The sequence below is a fragment of the Enterobacter sp. CPE_E890 genome, assembly GCF_046521475.1.
Taxonomy (GTDB): Bacteria; Pseudomonadota; Gammaproteobacteria; order Enterobacterales; family Enterobacteriaceae; genus Enterobacter; species Enterobacter adelaidei.
Genome location: NZ_JBKFZW010000001.1, coordinates 1038857 through 1057913, shown reverse-complemented (window position 1 = coordinate 1057913; position 19057 = coordinate 1038857). Strand labels below are relative to the sequence as shown.

General features: G+C 54.5%; 15 protein-coding genes. 4 read left to right on the top strand and 11 right to left on the bottom strand.

The window, feature by feature from the left end; translation table 11 throughout:
• Positions 1 to 7: 7 nt before the first annotated feature.
• The 3 genes from yajC to queA are packed head-to-tail and all read right to left on the bottom strand — an operon-like array spanning position 8 to position 2614.
• On the bottom strand, positions 8 to 340 hold the full coding sequence (yajC, locus tag ACLHV9_RS05105; protein WP_000007630.1) for a preprotein translocase subunit YajC: 333 nt from the start codon (positions 338 to 340) through the stop codon (positions 8 to 10).
• Between the two features lie 22 nt (positions 341 to 362).
• Complete coding sequence (tgt, locus tag ACLHV9_RS05100; RefSeq protein ID WP_028017667.1) at positions 363 to 1490, bottom strand: tRNA guanosine(34) transglycosylase Tgt; 1128 nt, start codon at positions 1488 to 1490, stop codon at positions 363 to 365.
• A 53-nt stretch (positions 1491 to 1543) separates the two neighbouring features.
• Entirely contained in the window at positions 1544 to 2614 is a 1071-nt protein-coding gene (gene queA / locus ACLHV9_RS05095) for a tRNA preQ1(34) S-adenosylmethionine ribosyltransferase-isomerase QueA (RefSeq protein WP_407220213.1), read from the bottom strand.
• A gap of 92 nt (positions 2615 to 2706) precedes the next feature.
• On the opposite strand from queA, the gene acpH reads away from it, so the two are divergent.
• On the top strand, positions 2707 to 3288 hold the full coding sequence (gene acpH / locus ACLHV9_RS05090; protein WP_128348506.1) for an ACP phosphodiesterase: 582 nt from the start codon (positions 2707 to 2709) through the stop codon (positions 3286 to 3288).
• Positions 3289 to 3415: 127 nt separating this feature from the next.
• On the top strand, positions 3416 to 4018 hold the full coding sequence (locus ACLHV9_RS05085) for a peroxiredoxin (RefSeq protein WP_008503347.1): 603 nt from the start codon (positions 3416 to 3418) through the stop codon (positions 4016 to 4018).
• A gap of 45 nt (positions 4019 to 4063) precedes the next feature.
• Here ACLHV9_RS05085 and ACLHV9_RS05080 read toward each other — a convergent pair whose 3' ends face one another.
• The 8 genes from ACLHV9_RS05080 to phoB all read right to left on the bottom strand — a co-directional run bounded on the left by ACLHV9_RS05080 (position 4064) and on the right by phoB (position 14529).
• Positions 4064 to 5932: an amidohydrolase gene (locus ACLHV9_RS05080; RefSeq protein ID WP_407220212.1), complete on the bottom strand. Its 1869-nt coding sequence runs from the start codon at positions 5930 to 5932 to the stop codon at positions 4064 to 4066.
• Between the two features lie 21 nt (positions 5933 to 5953).
• The gene (locus tag ACLHV9_RS05075) at positions 5954 to 6499 is read right to left on the bottom strand and encodes an antibiotic biosynthesis monooxygenase (protein WP_028017671.1); all 546 of its coding nucleotides are present in this window, start codon (positions 6497 to 6499) and stop codon (positions 5954 to 5956) included.
• 48 nt (positions 6500 to 6547) lie between these two features.
• Positions 6548 to 7189 (bottom strand): hydrolase, encoded by a 642-nt coding sequence (locus ACLHV9_RS05070; RefSeq protein ID WP_014069092.1) that lies wholly within the window; start codon positions 7187 to 7189, stop codon positions 6548 to 6550.
• 200 nt (positions 7190 to 7389) lie between these two features.
• Entirely contained in the window at positions 7390 to 9207 is a 1818-nt protein-coding gene (malZ, locus tag ACLHV9_RS05065; protein ID WP_407220211.1) for a maltodextrin glucosidase, read from the bottom strand.
• 131 nt (positions 9208 to 9338) lie between these two features.
• Positions 9339 to 10712 carry a proline-specific permease ProY gene (proY, locus tag ACLHV9_RS05060; RefSeq protein ID WP_028017673.1) on the bottom strand — a complete coding sequence of 458 codons (1374 nt, stop codon included), beginning with the start codon at positions 10710 to 10712 and terminating at the stop codon, positions 9339 to 9341.
• Between the two features lie 81 nt (positions 10713 to 10793).
• Entirely contained in the window at positions 10794 to 12113 is a 1320-nt protein-coding gene (brnQ, locus tag ACLHV9_RS05055; protein WP_008503262.1) for a branched-chain amino acid transporter carrier protein BrnQ, read from the bottom strand.
• Between the two features lie 409 nt (positions 12114 to 12522).
• A complete protein-coding gene (phoR, locus tag ACLHV9_RS05050; protein ID WP_134707189.1) occupies positions 12523 to 13818 on the bottom strand; it encodes a phosphate regulon sensor histidine kinase PhoR in 1296 nt (431 codons plus the stop codon).
• A 21-nt stretch (positions 13819 to 13839) separates the two neighbouring features.
• Positions 13840 to 14529 (bottom strand): phosphate response regulator transcription factor PhoB, encoded by a 690-nt coding sequence (phoB, locus tag ACLHV9_RS05045; protein ID WP_003859122.1) that lies wholly within the window; start codon positions 14527 to 14529, stop codon positions 13840 to 13842.
• A gap of 186 nt (positions 14530 to 14715) precedes the next feature.
• Here phoB and sbcD point away from each other — a divergent pair, with 186 nt between their 5' ends.
• Together sbcD and sbcC are read left to right on the top strand one after the other, a co-directional pair.
• Entirely contained in the window at positions 14716 to 15921 is a 1206-nt protein-coding gene (gene sbcD / locus ACLHV9_RS05040) for an exonuclease subunit SbcD (protein WP_407220210.1), read from the top strand.
• A complete protein-coding gene (gene sbcC / locus ACLHV9_RS05035; RefSeq protein WP_407220209.1) occupies positions 15918 to 19049 on the top strand; it encodes an exonuclease subunit SbcC in 3132 nt (1043 codons plus the stop codon). Before sbcD ends, sbcC begins: the two co-directional genes overlap by 4 nt.
• The last annotated feature ends 8 nt before the right edge of the window (positions 19050 to 19057 follow it).

Below are 19057 nucleotides of genomic sequence, written 5' to 3'. Positions count from 1 at the left end.
GTTGGGATTACAGCGCCTTCATAGTGCCTTTCGGCAGAACGGCAGCTACGAAGTCACGTTTGATAACCACTTCAGTGGTGTCGTTCAGCGCGATAGCAATGTAGCCGCTTTCAGCCACTTTGGTTACGCGACCAACCAGACCACCGTTGGTCAGCACTTCATCGCCTTTCGCGATGGAGTCCATCAGCTTTTTGTGCTCTTTGGTACGCTTTTGCTGTGGGCGCAGGATCATGAAGTAGAAGATCAGACCGAACACAACCAGCATCAGAATCAGAGACATCGGGCTGCCCTGCGCCGGAGCACCTGTTGCCGCTACCGCATCAGAAATAAAAAAGCTCATTCAAATTCCCTCATTATTAAAATTAATCAACGTTCAAAGGTGGAACGGTTCGACCCTGACGTTGGTAGAAATCGGTCACGAAGCTCTCTAATTTACCCTCTTCGATAGCCTTGCGTAAACCAGCCATTAAGCGCTGATAATAGCGAAGGTTATGAATGGTATTGAGACGCGCACCCAAAATCTCATTGCAACGATCGAGATGATGCAGATACGCGCGAGAATAATTGCGACAGGTATAGCAATCGCACTCGGCATCGAGCGGACTGGTGTCACTCTTATGCTTCGCGTTACGGATTTTCACCACGCCATCGGTAACAAACAGATGACCATTACGCGCGTTACGGGTTGGCATCACGCAGTCGAACATATCAATGCCGCGACGTACACCTTCAACCAGATCTTCTGGTTTACCCACACCCATCAGGTAACGGGGTTTATCTGCCGGGATTTGCGGGCAGACATGTTCCAGAATGCGATGCATGTCTTCCTTCGGCTCACCCACAGCCAAACCGCCGACAGCGTAGCCATCAAAACCTATCTCTACCAGACCTTTAACGGAGATATCACGTAAATCTTCGTAAACACTGCCCTGAATAATGCCGAACAGCGCATTTTTGTTCTCCAGGGAGTCAAAACGGTCGCGGCTACGCTTCGCCCAACGCAAAGACATCTCCATAGAGCGTTTAGCGTAATCCCAGTCAGCCGGATACGGTGTACATTCGTCGAAGATCATGACGATGTCAGAACCGAGATCGTACTGAATCTCCATCGATTTTTCTGGATCGAGGAAAATAGGATCGCCGTTGATCGGGTTACGGAAGTGTACGCCCTGCTCAGTGATCTTGCGAATATCACCCAGGCTGAAGACCTGGAAACCGCCGGAGTCGGTCAGGATAGGGCCTTTCCACTGCATGAAGTCGTGCAGGTCACCGTGGAGCTTCATGATCTCCTGACCCGGACGCAGCCACAGGTGGAAGGTGTTGCCGAGGATAATCTGTGCGCCAGTGGCTTCCACTTCTTCCGGCGTCATCCCTTTTACGGTGCCGTAGGTGCCCACAGGCATAAACGCGGGGGTTTCCACCACACCGCGATCAAACACCAGGCGACCGCGACGCGCGCGGCCATCGGTGGTATCGAGTTCAAATTTCATTTTTTCTCCGACGTCAGAAAAACAGTCCAACGTTGTAAAACGGTGCCGCGGACTTATTCCCCGACACGCTCATTCAAAGCCTGCGGATTGTACGTGATAAACATCGCGTCCCCGTAGCTAAAAAAGCGATATTTTTGTTCTACCGCAGACTTGTAGGCATTCATCGTATGCTGATAACCCGCAAACGCGGACACCAGCATAATCAGCGTGGATTCAGGCAGATGGAAGTTGGTCACCAGCGCATCAATGACTTTGTACTGATAACCTGGGTAGATGAAGATCTGCGTATCGCCAAAGAACGGTTCGATAAGATCGTTCTTCGCGGCCTGTGCGGCACTCTCAAGCGAACGCACAGAGGTAGTGCCGACGGCAATCACGCGGCTCCCTCTGCCTTTCGCCGCCAGAACAGCATCCACCACGTCCTGCGGTACTTCGGCATACTCGGAGTGCATGATGTGATCTTCGATGCTGTCCACGCGCACCGGCTGGAAGGTACCCGCGCCAACGTGCAGCGTCACGAACGCCATCTCAACGCCTTTTGCACGCAGTTTTTCCAGCAGCGGTTCATCAAAGTGCAGACCCGCGGTCGGCGCGGCGACTGCGCCAGGTTTCTGGCTATAGACAGTCTGGTACAGCTCGCGGTCGGCCTCTTCGTCCGGACGCTCAATGTACGGCGGCAACGGCATGTGGCCGATAGCATTCAGAATGTCGAGCACAGTACGCTCGTCATCGAATTCCACCTCGAACAGCGCGTCGTGGCGCTCGGTCATGGTCGCTTTGATGCTCTCGTCATCACCGAGCAGCAGTTCTGCACCCGGCTTGGGTGCTTTAGAGGCGCGAATATGTGCCAGAATACGTTTATCATCGAGCATACGTTCGACCAGCACTTCAATCTTGCCGCCGCTGGCTTTACGCCCGAACAGGCGCGCCGGGATCACGCGGGTATTGTTAAAGACCAGCAGATCGCCAGGGTTGAGCTTGTCGAGCAAATCGGTGAAAGTACCGTGCGTCAGCTCGCCCGTTGGCCCATCCAGTGACAGCAAACGACAGCTACTGCGCTCAGGCATTGGATAGTGAGCAATCAGGGATTCAGGTAGTTCAAAGGAGAAATCGGCGACGCGCATGACGTATACTCGTGACTTAAAAACAGGCGGCATAGTCTAGTGCTCACACCCTTTTGCTGCAACAACTAGCCACCCCCGGACAAATAAAACGCATGAATTTTCTCGCTCACCTGCATCTCGCCCACCTCGCTGACAGCTCCCTTTCCGGTAATTTGCTGGCCGATTTCGTACGCGGTAACCCCGCTGAGAACTATTCCCCTGAGATCGTTGACGGTATTTTTATGCATCGCCGTATCGACGTGCTGACAGATAACTTGCCGGAAGTGACGGAAGCCAAAGCGTGGTTTCGCCCCGAAACGCGCCGGGTAGCGCCGATCACGCTTGATGTGATGTGGGATCATTTCCTGTCGCGCCACTGGGCACAACTCTCGCCGGAGTTGCCATTAACGGATTTTGTGCGCTATGCCCACCAGCAGGTGTCAATCATTTTGCCCGACTCGCCGCCGCGCTTTGTGAATCTGAATAACTACCTGTGGTCAGAACGCTGGCTGGAGCGCTATCGCGAGATGGATTTCATTCAGAATGTGTTAAATGGGATGGCCAGTCGCCGACCGCGCCTGGATGCGCTGCGCGACTCCTGGTATGACCTGGATGAACATTACGATGCGCTGGAGACCCGATTCTGGCAATTCTATCCGCGCATGATGGCGCAGGCGAAAAGCAAACAGCTCTGACAGAATTCGCATTGATAGGTAAAAGCTGGCGGAACGATTGTCACCACCTCTTTGTCTTATCCTGGAACACTCTCTATACTGGCTCGCGTTGCGTTCCAAATAACCTTAGTATCTACAGGAGAATCATATGGTTCTGGTAACTCGTCCGGCTCCGGATTTTACAGCTGCAGCAGTTCTGGGCAACGGTGAAATCGTTGAAAACTTCAACTTCAAACAGCACACCAACGGTAAAGCGACCGTTCTGTTCTTCTGGCCAATGGACTTCACTTTCGTTTGCCCATCTGAGCTGATCGCGTTCGACAAACGTTACGAAGAATTCCAGAAGCGTGGCGTAGAAGTTGTTGGCGTCTCCTTCGACTCTGAATTTGTACACAACGCATGGCGTAACACCCCTGTCGACAAAGGCGGCATCGGTGCGGTGAAATACGCAATGGTTGCGGACATCAAACGCGAAATCCAGCAGGCTTACGGTATCGAACATCCGGACGCTGGCGTTGCACTGCGTGGTTCTTTCCTGATCGACGCAAACGGCATCGTGCGTCACCAGGTTGTGAACGATCTGCCACTGGGTCGTAACATCGACGAAATGCTGCGTATGGTTGACGCGCTGCAGTTCCACGAAGAGCACGGTGAAGTGTGCCCTGCTCAGTGGGAAAAAGGTAAAGAAGGTATGGCTGCCTCTCCAGACGGCGTAGCGAAATACCTGTCTGAGAACGTATCCAGCCTGTAATCGGCACGGTTTACGAAAAAGGCCCGCTTATGCGGGCCTTTTGTTTTAGAACGCGAAGCACGAACACCCTAACACGCCCCAGAATGCCTGTTCATCGGAGACAGGAATATCCGAATGGCGCGCGATACCGTGCGCGTGCCCATGCACGCCACAACTCCCGATGCACTGGTGCATCTGCACCACCGCGCCCACTTTACTGGCGGCTGGCGGTGCGGAGCGATAATGTCCGGGTACCTTCACCACCGGCGACCACTCTGGCACAACAGGAATTGGCGGTGGCGACAGTGGGCTGAAATGTCCGGCGGCATACACCACCTTGCCATCCACCACGGTCAGTACCGATTCAATACCTTTGATCTCCTCTTCCGGCACGCTGAAGTAGTCTTTCGACAGCACCACCAGGTCCGCCAGTTGCCCTTCTACCAGGCGACCTTTTTTACCCTGCTCGCTGGAAAACCACGCACTGCCTGCCGTCCACAACTCAAGGGCAACGTCACGCGGCAGACGGTTATTGTCGTCATACATCGCAAGCCCCCCCACGGTACGCCCGGATACCAGCCAGTAGAGCGCCGTCCACGGGTTATAGCTCGCCACGCGGGTCGCGTCCGTACCTAACCCAACCGGCACCTCCAGTTCCAGCATTTTCGCTACCGGCGGCGTATGCTTCACCGCCTCTTTGCCATAGCGGTCGACAAAGTACTCGCCCTGGAATGCCATGCGGTGCTGGACCGCAATCCCACCGCCCAACGCCTTAACGCGTTCGATATTGCGCTCGGTAATGGTTTCTGCATGGTCGAAGAACCAGTGCAGCCCGTTGAACGGGATATCGCGGTTCACTTTCTCGAACACATCCAGCATCCGACTGATGGATTCGTCGTAAGTCGCGTGCAGGCGGAACGGCCAGCGGTTTTCCACCAGATGACGCACCACACGCTCCAGTTCGTCTTCCATTCCCTCTGGCAGATCCGGCCGCGGCTGAAGGAAATCCTCAAAATCTGCCGCTGAGAAGACCAGCATCTCACCGGCCCCGTTCGCGCGATAGAAATCCGTTCCCTGACCCGGCTTGAGCATATCTGTCCAGCGCTCAAAATCTTCCAGTTCCTGTTTTGGGCGCTGGGTAAAGAGGTTGTAAGCAATGCGCACAGTCATCTGCGCTTTAGCGTGCAGCTCAGCAATTACCTCGTAATCTTCCGGGTAGTTCTGGAAACCACCCCCTGCATCAATTGCGCTGGTCAATCCCAGGCGGTTCAGCTCGCGCATAAACTGGCGCGTAGAGTTCACCTGCTGCTCAATCGGCAGTTTCGGCCCTTTCGCCAGTGTGGCGTAGAGGATCATTGCATTAGGTTTGGCGATCAGCATCCCGGTCGGGTTACCGTTGTTGTCGCGCACAATCTCGCCGCCCGGCGGGTTCGGGGTCTCTTTGGTATACCCGACAGCTTTCAAGGCTGCACGGTTGAGCAACGCGCGATCGTAGAGATGCAGCACAAATACCGGGGTGTCCGGTGCCGCCTCATTGAGTTCTTCGATGGTCGGCATTCGACGTTCAGCAAACTGAAACTCGCTCCAGCCGCCGACAACACGCACCCACTGTGGTGACGGCGTGCGGTCGGCCTGAACTTTAAGCATGCGCAACGCATCCGCCAGTGAAGGAACACCTTCCCAGCGCAGCTCCAGGTTGTAATTGAGCCCGCCGCGGATCAGGTGCAGGTGAGAATCGTTCAGGCCGGGGATTACCGTGCTTCCCTGTAAATCGACGATCTGCGTTCCCTGCGTCGCATAACTCATGATGCGATCGTGATTACCCGTAGCAAGGATCTTGCCGTTGGCGATCGCTACCGCCTCGGTAAGCGGATTTTCACGATCGAGTGTATGGATCTTACCCTTAGTTAAGATCAGTGTGGCAGTTTGAGACATAACGTACTCCTTTCGGCCGAATCAGGCTTTTTTTAGCCATCCGGCAAACAGACGGGTCACGATGGGCATCCACAGCCAGACCACCAGCGCGACCACACAGGCATCGTTAATCAAATGCAGCAGCAATGAGCCTTTCAGGCCAGGAAGCAGCGCGCCAGTCACTTGTGGTACCAGATTGGTGCTGGGAAAGATCACCAGGAGCGTGATCAGAAACTGTTTCCACTGTTTTGGCTTACGTACGTGTGTCTCCGGTGGCGTAAACCAGAACGCAGGTTCCGTACGCACTTCGGTTTTGTCGCCTTCCGCCAGCAGCGGTTCAATCTCTTTCACCAGCGCATTGCGGGTATCAGACTGAGTCCACTCATAGAGGTGTTCGAGGGTGTCGAAGCGGATAATTACCGTCCACAGGTTTTGACCTTCGGACGGGCGGATCACGTTCGCGCCCAGATGGCCGGGAAATTCCGCCGCGATGGGCATGATCCTGCCAAGCCACTGTTCGTAGTGCTCAGCCTGTCCCGGAAGTAACGTGTGAGTAATCACCAGCGTCACATGTGATGTTTGCGCCATAAAAGCTCCCTGGTCATTGATGGGCGGGAGAACCCCGCCCTGAAAGGTTTACGCTTTACGTTCTGGCGCGCCATGAACGAGGGTGTAGGCATAATCAACCCCCATGCCATAAGCCCCGCTGTGCTCGCGAACCAGGTCCATTACCGCGTCGTAAGTGCCTTTGCGTGACCAGTCGCGCTGGTACTCAAGCAGCACCTGCTGCCAGGTCACCGGTACGGCCCCGGCCTGAACCATACGGTCAATCGCTCGTTCGTGCGCATCAACGGATGTACCGCCGGACGTATCGGTTACCACGTACACTTCGAAGCCTTCGTCGAGCGCCATCAGCGCCGGAAAAGTCAGGCAAACCTCGGTCCACAGGGCTGAGATGATAAGTTTCTTACGGCCCGTTGCTTTAACTGCCGCAACAAACGCATCGTCTTCCCAGGAGTTCATCGAGGTACGTTCAATGGGTTTGACATCCGGATGAACCGCCAGCAATTCTGGCCAGATATAGCCGCTGAAGCTTTTCGTTTCGACCGACGTGTAGATAACAGGAACATCAAAAATTTTGCCGGCTTTCGCCAGTGCTACCGTATTATTCTTCAGCAATTGACGGTCAATATTAGCGACACCAAAGGACATTTGCGGTTGGTGATCGATAAAAATCAGTGCGGAATTGGATGGGTCAATCAGTTCACGAATAGACATAAAAGTACCTTTTAAACAATGGGTTAAAAGTAAACATTCGGTGTGCTATATGAGAAAGGGCCCTGACTGATAAAGCAAATTGAGTATAGCGAGAATTGACTGAGCGAATAGTAAAGATATTTGTCCCCTCTGTTGAATAAAACCGAACAACACAGGGAAATATTCTGCAACCCGTACACCGTACCGGTTGCAGACAGAGATTAATTACCGAACCAGATGGAAGCAGAAATTGCAGGTAATGAGAGTATGCCTTCCTGAAGAGTCCCTCTACCCTCCTTACATTGCCACGCCTTCACGTGCAGCAATGGGGAGTCATCCAGCACCACTTCACAAGCCTCACCCCGGTTAATCGCCACCAGCACGCGCTGCTGGTTATAAACACGGACAAACACCACCACGTTATCGTGGGCGTACAGCACCTGGCATCCGCCATAGCGTAATGCCTGGTGCTGTTTACGTAACTTCGCCAACCGCTGATAAAGGCTGAACAGCACCTTGTCCTGTTTCTCTGGCTGCCACGGGAAGGTTTTGCGGCAGAAGGGATCGTTGTTACCGTCCAGCCCCACTTCATCACCGTAGTAAATACAGGGTACGCCAGGCCATGTGAAGAGCCAGGTGACGGCCAGCGGCAGACGCGCCACATCCTTGCCAAGCAGGGATTTAAAGCGCGCCGTATCGTGGCTATCCAGCTGATTAAACATTCTCAGTTGCTGCTGATGCGACAGACCGGCGCGGTAGTTATCCATCCACGCCATACAGGTTTCGGCATCAATGTGATTCGGATCGTAGGAAATATCGGTATTCGCGAGGAATCCCCACAGCGGGAAGGTAAAACCACGATAGTTCATCGCCGCATCTTCCGCATCGGCCTGCAGCCACTGGCGCGCATCGCCAAAATGTTCGCCAAATACAAATGCCTCTGGCTGAGCCACTTTTGCCGAGCGGGTAATACCCGTGACGTGTTGAATATTGTTCCGCGCCCCGCCCGCTTCGCCCAGCATGTGCACCACATCCAGGCGCCAGCCATCCATATTCCACGGTGCTTTCAGCCAGTGGCGCACAATGCTGTCTTCACCGCCGTAGATTTCATTGATCAGAGAAGGTGACTGGAAATCCAGCTTTGGCAGGCTCGGATAACCCAGCCAGTCCAGCGCTCGTCCCTCCTCATTAAAGCTATACCAGCTTCTCTGCGGTGAATCCGGGTTATGGCATGCTCCGCTCATCGACTGATTATGACGGTCAAACCACGCGTGTGAATCTCCGCTGTGGTTAAACACACCGTCCAGAATCAGGCGCATACCTTCATTTCTGGTGTTCTGCCGCAGGCGCAATAACGCTTCGTCGCCGCCAAACTGCGCGTCAACGTGGCGATAATCTTCGGTATCGTATTTGTGTACGCTCGGAGCTTTAAACACCGGGTTGAGATACAGCGCCGTCACGCCGAGCTTTTTCAGGTACGGCAACTTTTCGCTGATACCGTCGAGATCGCCGCCGTAGAACGTCGAACCGCCCGCCTGCGCGGTTAGTGGTTCATCCCACGCTTTCAGGATAATGTCATGGCCTGCGGCATGGTGGGGATAGATCTTATCCTGGTCAGCAGTGCGTTTTTCACTGCGGGCAAAGCGGTCCGGGAAAATCTGGTAAAAGACCTGATCGTTAACCCATTGCGGTCCGTTATCCGGGTAATCAACGGCAAACTGCTCAAGACGGGCCGGAGGGAAACGGCTAAACCCCTGCGGGGTAAACCACAGCTGACGGTTGTTCCACAGCAGTTTGAAACTGTAGCGCCGGCGTGGCTGCCCGCTGCGCAAGTCGATATTTGCCCGCCAGGCCGTGATCCCCGGTTGCGGCTGGCTACGCTGTTTGTGCATTTTCAGCGCGGTCTCTTCGTTATCAATTTCGGCGCGTAGCGTCACGCGTTCAGGCTGATTTTCCCCCGTCAGCCAGAGCGTAATCACAAGGTTGTCTTTGTTTTGCTTAACAAATGGGGCAACCGGAAGGTGCCAGGCGTTTAACATCACGAATCCCCTTTGATGAAATTGACGTCACCTTGCCACAGGGTGGTTAAGGTTAGCTCATCATGATGCGGTTTATTGGGGGAGGAGGATGGGGGAGGAGAAAAAATGCCCGACATCGTCGGGCATTAACATTACTGTGCTTCCGCCAGCTGACGGTCACGGCGGCATTTAAACATCCAGCCAACCAGTAGCAGGACGATCCACGCGAAGCCGACGTATAAGGAAATACGGGTATCCGGGTGGTAGCCAATCAGGGCGATGATAAAGACCAGGAAGAGCAGGCCAACCACGGTCGTTGCCACACCGCCCGGCACTTTGAACTTCAGCGCTTTCACCTCATCCGGAGACAGACGACGGCGGAATGCAATCTGTGACAGCAGGATCATAATCCACACCCACACCGTCGCGAAGGTCGCCAGCGATGCAATCACCAGGAAGACGTTCTCCGGCATGATGTAATTCAGGTAAACCGAGAACAGCAGCGCCACGGTCATCACCACCACGGTGACCCACGGCGTACCGCGGCGTGAGGTTTTGGCAAATACCTTTGGCGCACTGCCCTGCTCCGCCATGCCGTGTAGCATACGCCCCACGCCAAAGACGTCACTGTTGATCGCGGAAAGCGACGCTGTCAGCACGACAAAGTTCAGAATACTGGCAGCAAACGCAATGCCCATATGCTGGAAAGTCAGTACAAACGGGCTACCGTTAGTGCCCACCTGGTTCCACGGGTAGATGGACATGATCACGAACAGCGTACCCACATAGAACACCAGAATACGCATCGGCACCGAGTTGATGGCGCGCGGAATCGACTTCTCCGGGTCTTTCGCTTCCCCGGCGGTGATACCGATAATCTCAATACCGCCGTAGGCAAACATCACCATCTGGAGCGACATCACCATGCCGAGCCAGCCATTACTGAAGAAGCCGCCGTTGCTCCAGAGGTTATGGATACCGGTGGGCTGACCGCCGTTACCAATCCCCCAGATGATGATCCCGAAACCGGCGACAATCATGATGATGATGGTGGCGACCTTAAAGAAAGAGAACCAGAACTCCAGTTCACCGAAGACTTTCACGCTCATCAGGTTAACTGCGCAGATGATCAGCACCACGCTCAGCACCCAAATCCAGTGCGGTACCGCCGGGAACCAGACCCCCATATAGATACCAAACGCGGTCACATCGGCAATCGCCACAATCAGGATTTCAAAGCAATAGGTCCAGCCGGTAATAAACCCGGCCAGCGGACCTAAGTTTTCCTGCGCGTAACGGGAGAACGAACTGGCTGACGGATTGTGAACCGACATCTCCCCGAGGGCACGCATGATGATATAGGCCGCTACACCGCCGATGATGTAGGCCAACAGAACGCTTGGACCGGCCATTTTAATGGCATCTGCCGAGCCATAAAAAAGACCGGTACCGATAGCGGAGCCCAGCGCCATAAAGCGGATGTGGCGCGTGCTGAGTCCACGTTTAAGTTTGTTAGTGCTTTCCATTTAAATCTTGCCATTCAACACGAAAAAAACAAAAAACCACGGGGCCTTAAGCCCCGTGGTTAAACAGTTTGTTGCCGTTGATTAATGGGCGTTCGATGCGACCTGACGCCCTGCAGCACGATCCCAGATAACCGCCAGAACCAGTGCAACAACGGTAGGCATCAGCCAGGCCAGGCCTTGTTCGGACAGCGGCAGACGCTGTGTCCAGGCTGGCAAAATTTCTGCGAAAGCTGATGCTTTAATCCCGTCAAGGATACCAAAAATCAGGCTGATAAACATGGCTGGCGCAATAATTCGTGAGGAGTTATTCCACCACGGGCGAGTAAAGCTCAGTACCACCAGCACGATACACGGCGGGTAGATAGCCGTCAGCACCGGAATAGAGACCTGAATCAGGTGGCTCAGACCGAGGTTGGACACCGCCATGGAGAAAATGCCGAGAATAAACACCAGAGTGCGGTAAGAGAGCGGCAGATACTGCGCAAAAAACTCAGCACAGGCGCAGGTCAGGCCAACGGCGGTCACCAGACATGCCAGGAAGATGAGCGCTGCCAGCAGCATACTGCCCGCACCGCCGAAGGTGTGCTGAACATAAGCATGCAGAATAGCCGCGCCATTCGCGTTTTGATCAACCAGCATGGCGCTATCGGAACCCAGACGGAACAGCGCCAGATAGAGCAGCGTCAGGCCCACGCCGGCCATCAGGCCAGCCCAGATGGTGTAGCGGGTCAGCAGACGTGCTTCGGTCACACCACGGGAACGCGCGGCGTTAACGATGACGATACCAAACACCATTGCGCCCAGCGTATCCATCGTCAGGTAGCCGTTCACAAAGCCGTTGGAGAATGCGGCATTTTTGTAGGCATCCATGGCGTCGCTAATCGGACCTGCCGGCCAGACAATCGCCGCAACCGCCAGCACAATCAACGCCACAATTTTCAGCGGAGCCAGGAAGTTACCGACGGTATCCAGCAGCTTGCCCGGATAGAGAGAAACCAGAATCACAATCGCGAAGTAGATCAGGCTGTAGATAAACAGCGGCATCGCGCCGTCACCGGTCAGAGGAGCAATGCCCACTTCGAAGGAAACGGTCGCCGTGCGCGGGGTCGCAAACAGTGGGCCCACTGCCAGATAGCAGACGGTTGCCAGCAGGACACCCGCCACTTTGCCGATCGGGGTGCTGAGGCTATCAACACCGCCACCCACTTTCGCCAGGGCGATAACGGTCAGTACCGGTAAACCCACAGCAGTAATCAGGAAACCAAATGCGGCAGTCCAGACGTGTTCACCCGCCTGTAAACCAACCATTGGAGGGAAAATGATGTTGCCTGCGCCAACGAACAGCGCAAATGTCATAAAGCCCAGCGCGATGATGTCACGCGATTTTAAGTGATGGGTCATAAAACCTTACTGCCTGTGGATGTGGTGTTGAAAACATTGAGCTTTTCGATTTCCCTGGTGGGAAGATACAGCCGAAAAATTGCTCAATTTCAGCGGGAAATGCTCCCGTCCTGGCGTGGAGAAGAATAGTTTTTCGATTTACCACGCAAATACAGTCGGTCTGACAGTATCTGGGGCGCAATTTAAACGCTTATAACGTTTAAAGGCAAGGTGGGATCGCAAAACCAGAACAATATGCCACCATGAAAAAACATACCAGCACAATACGCTAATTATCAGAAAAACCCATGGCTAATCATGCGAACAAAAAACAGTCAGCCGTATAAAATTCATTCGCGTTTCGTTTGACTGCAAAGCAAACGGGCCAGCAAACGCTGACCCGTGGAAAGGTAAAATGACACACCCGTTATCAGGCGATCTTTTTGGCAATTAATCGTTCCGGGATCACGAAACTAAAGCGGGTTCCCTTACCCAGGGTACTCTGAATATCGAGACGGCTTTCATGGTGATTGACGGCATGTTTTACAATTGCCAGCCCCAGACCGCTTCCCCCTGTCTGTCGCGATCGCGCCTTATCCACGCGATAGAAGCGTTCGGTCAGACGCGGGATGTGCTCCGGAGCAATCCCCGGACCATTATCCTCGACGCTAAATTCAGCGCCCGTAGGGGTATGCTGCCAGCGCACCACGATCTCCGTCCCTTCCGGCGTATGATTCACCGCGTTATACACCAGGTTGGAAATGGCGCTACGCAGCTCATCTTCACTGCCCAAAACCTTCAGCGTATTGTCGACCTCAAAGATCAGGTGGTGCTTCTTATGGCTTAACGTCTGTGCTTCACGCTCCACCACCCGCAGCATCATGGGGACATCAATAGTGTCATTCAGCGCAAGCGTTGGCGCCGCTTCAATCTTTGAGAGCGTCAACAGCTGTTTCACCAGACCTTCCATACGGTGCGTTTGCTCGCGCATGGTGTGCAGCGCTTTTTCACGTGGCGCACCTTCAAGCGTTTGCTCCTGCATCATCTCCAGGTAACCCTGAAGTACGGTCAACGGGGTGCGTAATTCGTGGCTCACGTTCGCGAAGAAGTTGCGTCGCGCGCCTTCCAGCTGGTGCATCTGGGTGACATCGCGCGCCACCATCAGCCACTGCCGATCGCTGTAGGGCATCACGCGGATTTCCAGATGGCGACCATTATTGAGTTTCAGATTATGCGGACCGGTAAAATCACGCTTTTTTAGATACTGCGCAAACTCAGGATAACGCAGAAGGTTGAGGATATTCTGGCCATTATCATCCGGCCAGCGCAACCCCAGCAACTGTTGCGCAAGACCATTACACCAGAAGATTGTCCCTTCTTCGGTCGTCAGAATGACCGCATCCGGCAGCGACTCCGCCCCGCTGCGAAAACGCTTGATCAGGCTTCCCAGTTCGCGGCGGCGCTTTTTATTACGCATCTGCATCTGATGCAAACCGTAAAGCAGCGGTTCCCAACTGCCGCTTCCCGGTGGAGGCGTCATACTTCGGTCAACCCATAGCCACCAGGAGAGGCGCAACAGGTTCCAGAAATGCCAGATCAGCAGCCCGGTGACCGAGGCCAGCAGAAACCACGGCAGATGTCCAAGAAAGGCCCCCAGAATGAAGGCCGGAATACAACATAAGATCAGTTCAAAGACGAGCCTTTTCCATGACAGACGTTCCAGCACGCGTCACACTCCTGTCATTGTTCAGAAACGGGTAGAAAAACGATAACCCGTGCCGCGGACCGTCTGCACCATGCGATCGTGGCCGCTCAGTTCCAGCGCTTTTCGCAGGCGGCGGATATGGACGTCAACCGTCCGGTCTTCGACATACACGTTAGTTCCCCAGACGTTATTCAGCAACTGTTCGCGGCTGTAAACGCGTTCCGGGTGAGTCATAAAGAAGTGCAGGAGTTTAAATTCGGTAGGCCCCATGTCGAGTGGGTTTTCGCCCGTCATGACGCGGTGTGAGGTCGGGTCAAGGCTCAGCCCCTGCATCTCAATCACCTCTTCCACTGCCATCGGTGAAATGCGGCGCATTACGGCTTTGATGCGAGCAACCAGCTCTTTCGGGGAAAACGGCTTAGTAATGTAATCATCGGCACCCGTTTCAAGCCCACGTACGCGATCTTCTTCTTCACCACGCGCCGTCAGCATGACAACGGGGATATCGCGAGTCATCGCTTCACGTTTAATGTGTTTGATAAACTGCAGTCCAGAGCCGCCGGGCAACATCCAGTCGAGCAGAATCAGATCGGGCCAGGGCTCATTCAACTGGTTCACCGCGCTGTCATAATCTTCCGCTTCAACCGGCTGGAAGCCATTTTGTTCGAGCACGAAGCACACCATTTCACGAATTGGAGCTTCATCTTCTACGACCAGAATACGTCTCGCCATACTTTGCCCTGTCTTATCTTATTTAAGTTACAAGTTTGTAATGCGGCGTCATTATGCGTCAGATTTATGACAGATTTATGAAAAACCTTACCACTATAAATGGCAAACTGTTGTTTTATTACAGCGGTTATTTTCTGCCCCTGAATGTTTATAATCGCCAACATCTTTTTTCGCCACGGATCTCCTATGCGCATACTTCACACTTCGGACTGGCATCTGGGTCAAAACTTTTACAGCAAAAGCAGGGCAGCTGAGCATGAAGCGTTCCTGAACTGGCTGCTGGATACGGCTCGATCGCGCGAAGTGGATGCGATTATTGTCGCGGGTGACATTTTCGACACCGGCTCGCCGCCAAGCTATGCGCGTGAGCTGTACAACCGCTTCGTGGTAAATCTGCAGCAAACAGGCTGCCATCTGGTGATTGTCGCCGGTAATCACGACTCCGTCGCCACGCTGAATGAATCCCGCGACATCCTGGCCTTCCTGAACACTACCGTGGTGGCCAGTGCCGGGCATGCGCCGCAGATCCTGAAAAAACGTGACGGTACACCGGGGGCGGTGCTGTGCCCGGTTCCCTTCCTGCGCCCACGCGATATCGTGCAGAGCCAGGCCGGGATGTCCGGCGGAGAAAAACAGCAGCATCTGTTGCAGAGCATCACTGATTATTATCACCAACAATATACCGATGCCTGTACCTTGCGCGGCGAACAGCTTATTCCGGTGATTGCAACCGGGCATCTCACCACCGTCGGAGCCAGTAAAAGTGACGCCGTACGTGACATCTATATTGGTACGCTGGATGCGTTCCCGGCGCAAAATTTCCCGCCTGCCGACTACATTGCGCTTGGGCATATTCACCGCGCACAGATCATTGGTGGCTGCGAACACATTCGCTATTGTGGCTCGCCCATTTCGCTGAGTTTTGATGAGACAGGTAAAGCCAAATCTGTGCATCTGGTGAGTTTTAACGGAGGTAAACTCAGCGCCGTCGAAACGCTGGAAGTCCCTGTTACCCAGCCGCTGGCGGTGCTGAAGGGTGACCTTGATGCTATCACCTCCCAGCTTGAACAGTGGCGTGGCATTGCGCTTAATCCCCCCGTCTGGCTGGATATCGAAATCACGACAGACGACTATCTGCATGATATGCAGCGAAAAATTCAGGCGCTGACGGAAGATCTTCCTGTCGAGGTTTTACTGGTACGCCGCAGTCGCGAGCAGCGCGAAAAAATCCTGCTGAGTGCTCAGCGCGAAACGCTGAGTGAACTTAAAGTCGAAGAGGTTTTTGAACGCCGACTGGCCCAGGAAGAGATGGACGATGCAAAACGCGCCCGGCTGAACGAGCTGTTCGCCCATACGCTCCACGCGCTGAATAACGAGGAGGAGAACGCATGAAAATCCTGAGCCTGCGTCTGAAAAACCTCAACTCACTCAAGGGCGAGTGGAAAATTGACTTTACCGCTGAGCCCTTTGCCAGCAACGGGCTGTTTGCCATTACCGGTGCGACCGGTGCAGGCAAGACCACCCTGCTAGACGCCATCTGTCTGGCGCTCTATCACGAAACACCGCGTCTGCAAAAAGTGTCTCAGGCGCAAAACGATCTGATGACGCGTGATACCGCCGAGTGTCTGGCCGAGGTTGAGTTTGAAGTAAAAGGTACCGCCTACCGCGCCTTCTGGAGCCAGAACCGGGCGCGTAATCAGCCAGACGGGAACCTACAAGCACCGCGAGTGGAACTGGCTCGCTGCGAAGATGGCAAGATTCTCGCCGACAAAGTGACAGATAAACTGGAGCAAACCGCCGCGCTCACCGGGCTGGACTATGGCCGATTTACCCGTTCAATGCTGCTCTCTCAGGGGCAGTTTGCCGCTTTCCTCAATGCCAAACCGAGCGATCGCGCAGAGCTTCTGGAAGAACTGACCGGAACCGAGATCTATGGCCAGATTTCCGCCAGGATATTTGAGAAACACAAAGCCGCCCGAAACGTACTTGAAATGCGCGAGGCACAGGCAGCGGGTGTGGTGCTGTTGAGCGAAGAGCAACAGCAGCAGTTACAGCAAAGTTTGCAGGCACTTACTGACGAAGAGAAAACACTGCTGGCACAGCAACAGCGCCAGCAGAAGGATTATCAGTGGCTTACGCGCCATGATGAGCTTCTTCGCGAGCAACAGCGCGTAACCATGTTACAACAGCAGGCACAGCAGGCGCTGACCGACGCCGCGCCTGACCTGGCAAAGCTCCAGCTTGCTCAACCCGCCGCTCAGCTTCGACCGCTTTGGGAGCACCAGCAAGAGCAAGCCTCGCGTCTGGCTCAAACCCAGCAGCGAATTATCGAAGTAAATACTCGCTTACAAGATAAAACCGCGCTGCGCTCGCGTATCCGTAATACCGCCATTCGTACTCATGAGCAGCTTCAGACCGAATTAACGGTTCTGACGCAGTGGCAGGCAGAACATGATCGATTCCGCTTATGGGGACAGGAAATGGCAGGCTGGCGAGCGCACTTCGCTCAGCTTGGCCGTGATAAAAATCAGCTTACTGCCCTGACCGTCCGCCTCACTGAATTACGCCATAAACGGGCCGCCCTGCCGGAAACAACCCTGACGCTGACGGCGGATGAGGTTGCAGTAGCGATGGAACAACAGGCGCAGTCACGAACGATGCGTCAACGTCTGACCTCGCTCCATGCGCGCTATCAGCCGCTACAAAAACGCCTGCACCAGAACGGTGAAAGCGTGAAGAAAGCTCAGGCTGAGCAGGTAAAACTCAATGAAACACTGACGCTACGTCGCCAGCAATACAAAGAGAAAAACCAGCACTATCTGGACCTGAAAGCCCTGTGTGAACGTGAAGCGACGATTAAAGATCTGGAAAGCTATCGTTCTCAGCTTGAGGCAGGTAAACCCTGTCCACTGTGCGGCTCCAGCGAACATCCCGCCGTGGAGAAATATCAAGCGCTTGAACTCACTGATAATCAGCGCCGCCGTGATGCCCTGGAAAAAGAGGTCGCCTCGCTAAAAGAGGAAGGGCTGCTGGTTCTGGGCCAGGTTAATGCCCTGACTCAACAGATCCAGCGCGAGACAGGCGAAGCGCAGACACTCTCTCAGGAAGAGCAAGCGCTCACTAAAGAGTGGCAGGAGGTTTGCGCGGCATTAAATATTTCGCTGAATATTCAGGAAGATATTGCCATCTGGATGAGAGAACAAGAGCACTATGAACGCCAGCTTTATCAGCTCAGCCAGCGTCTGACGCTGCAAAACCAGCTCAACGAAATGGAAGAGCAGGAACGCCAGTATCAGCAGCAACTGGCGACAACGCGTCAGGGGCTGGAAAGCGCCCTGGCCGCACTTTCACTCAGCGTACCTGACGAAGGTACTGAGGCCACCTGGCTGAACGTCCGTGAAACGGAGTTCGCACAGTGGCAGGAGAAACAGACACAGCAGGGTGCGATTCAGGAACGTATAAACGCCCTGAAGCCACTGCTTGACACACTTCCGGTCACCAACAGTGAAGAGACCGAACCCGCCATTCCTGACAACTGGCGCGCGATCCACGACGAATGCGTGTCTCTGCAGAGCCAACTGGCGGCACACCAGCAGCAGGAAACGCTGGAGCGTGAGCGCCTGCAGCAATCGCAGGTGCAATTCACCCAGGCCCTGTCAGCCAGCTGTTTTGCCGATCAAGATGCGTTCCTTGCCGCTCTGCTGGATGAGAACATGCTCCAACACCTCAATCATCTGAAGCAATCGCTGGAAAACCAGATACAGCAGGCAGCCGCCCTGTCCGGACAGGCAAACCAACAGTTGCAGGCGCACCTGGTGCTGCGGCCAGAAGGGCTCGACGCCGATGCACCAGGCCTGCAGATCCAGCTCCAGCACCTGACGCAGCAGCTTCGTGAGAACACCACGCGGCAGGGAGAGATCCGCCAGCAGCTTAAGCAGGATAGCGATAACCGCCTGCACCAACTGGCTTTAATGCAGCAAATTGAAGAGGCCAGCCGTCTGGCAGACGACTGGGGGTACCTGAATGCGCTTATCGGCTCCAGTACCGGCGACAAGTTCCGCAAGTTCGCCCAGGGGCTGACGCTGGATAATCTTGTCTGGCTTGCTAACCAGCAACTTAACCGCCTGCACGGGCGTTATCTGCTCCAGCGCAAAGCCAGCGATGCTCTGGAGCTGGAAGTGGTCGATACCTGGCAGGCGGATGCCGTGCGCGACACCCGTACGCTCTCTGGTGGCGAAAGTTTCCTGGTCAGCCTGGCGCTGGCGCTGGCACTTTCCGATCTGGTGAGTCACAAAACGCGGATCGACTCGCTGTTCCTGGATGAAGGGTTCGGCACGCTCGACAGCGAAACGCTGGATACCGCGCTGGATGCCCTCGACGCGCTGAACGCCACCGGGAAAACGATCGGTGTGATCAGCCACGTCGAGGCGATGAAAGAGCGTATTCCGGTACAGATTAAAGTAAAAAAGATCAACGGGCTGGGATACAGCAGGCTGGATAAAGAGTATGCGGTGGAGTGAATGGGGGG

Coding starts and splice junctions, on each gene's coding strand:
- yajC (WP_000007630.1), bottom strand. CDS start 340: ATGAGCTTTTTTATTTCTGATGCGGTAGCGGCAACAGGTGCTCCGGCG.
- tgt (WP_028017667.1), bottom strand. CDS start 1,490: ATGAAATTTGAACTCGATACCACCGATGGCCGCGCGCGTCGCGGTCGC.
- queA (WP_407220213.1), bottom strand. CDS start 2,614: ATGCGCGTCGCCGATTTCTCCTTTGAACTACCTGAATCCCTGATTGCT.
- acpH (WP_128348506.1), top strand. CDS start 2,707: ATGAATTTTCTCGCTCACCTGCATCTCGCCCACCTCGCTGACAGCTCC.
- ACLHV9_RS05085 (WP_008503347.1), top strand. CDS start 3,416: ATGGTTCTGGTAACTCGTCCGGCTCCGGATTTTACAGCTGCAGCAGTT.
- ACLHV9_RS05080 (WP_407220212.1), bottom strand. CDS start 5,932: ATGTCTCAAACTGCCACACTGATCTTAACTAAGGGTAAGATCCATACA.
- ACLHV9_RS05075 (WP_028017671.1), bottom strand. CDS start 6,499: ATGGCGCAAACATCACATGTGACGCTGGTGATTACTCACACGTTACTT.
- ACLHV9_RS05070 (WP_014069092.1), bottom strand. CDS start 7,189: ATGTCTATTCGTGAACTGATTGACCCATCCAATTCCGCACTGATTTTT.
- malZ (WP_407220211.1), bottom strand. CDS start 9,207: ATGTTAAACGCCTGGCACCTTCCGGTTGCCCCATTTGTTAAGCAAAAC.
- proY (WP_028017673.1), bottom strand. CDS start 10,712: ATGGAAAGCACTAACAAACTTAAACGTGGACTCAGCACGCGCCACATC.
- brnQ (WP_008503262.1), bottom strand. CDS start 12,113: ATGACCCATCACTTAAAATCGCGTGACATCATCGCGCTGGGCTTTATG.
- phoB (WP_003859122.1), bottom strand. CDS start 14,529: ATGGCGAGACGTATTCTGGTCGTAGAAGATGAAGCTCCAATTCGTGAA.
- sbcD (WP_407220210.1), top strand. CDS start 14,716: ATGCGCATACTTCACACTTCGGACTGGCATCTGGGTCAAAACTTTTAC.
- sbcC (WP_407220209.1), top strand. CDS start 15,918: ATGAAAATCCTGAGCCTGCGTCTGAAAAACCTCAACTCACTCAAGGGC.